Genomic DNA, 602 nt, shown 5'->3' on the forward strand with positions numbered 1-602 from the left:
TACATGCCGACGCGCTGCAAAGCTTTGCCGATCCGCCCCCAAACCCCCTGTCTTTCATGGCCCGCACCGTCCCTGTGCACCCATGCGCAGAGCGGTTTCACGCCGCTTTTTCGTCAAGTCCACTTTTGCGAGAGCCTCTGTGCACAGCTCGTGAATTCAAACACCGCGCTTCGGCCCCTAGCTTGATTGGTGTCGGACAGACAGCCCGGCAACAGACAAAACATTCACCGCACCACACCGGTGCACAGCAACATCGAAACCCGCGCCGCAGTCAGGCGCATCACATTGAAAAGGACCACCACAATGAAAACCCTCATCACAGCATCCGCCCTTGTTCTGACCGCTTTCGCAGCCTCCGCCTCCGTCGACACGTCCGAGTTCGACACCTACGCCCCCGGCGTTGACGTCTCGACCCTGAGCGATGCCGAAGTGAACACCATCCTGTCGATCATCCACTCGGGCGACAGCGAAGGCGAAAAGCGCGCCGTCATCCAGGCGCTCGTTAAATAAACCCTCCCTCTTTCAAAGGACCAAAGTCATGAAAACTCTTATCGCATCCACCGCCCTCGTTCTGACAGCCTTCGCCGCAAGCGCCTCTGTCG

At 58.6% G+C, this 602-nt stretch carries 1 protein-coding gene; it reads left to right on the forward strand.

The genetic code is table 11. The features are described 5' to 3' along the window. Positions 1–303 precede the first annotated feature (303 nt). On the forward strand, positions 304–510 hold the full coding sequence (locus tag MWU54_RS18600) for a hypothetical protein (RefSeq protein ID WP_247086753.1): 207 nt from the start codon (positions 304–306) through the stop codon (positions 508–510). Positions 511–602: the final 92 nt, after the last annotated feature.

Origin of the sequence: Marivita sp. S6314, assembly GCF_023015985.1 — a bacterium.
In the GTDB taxonomy this organism is placed as follows: Bacteria; Pseudomonadota; Alphaproteobacteria; order Rhodobacterales; family Rhodobacteraceae; genus Marivita.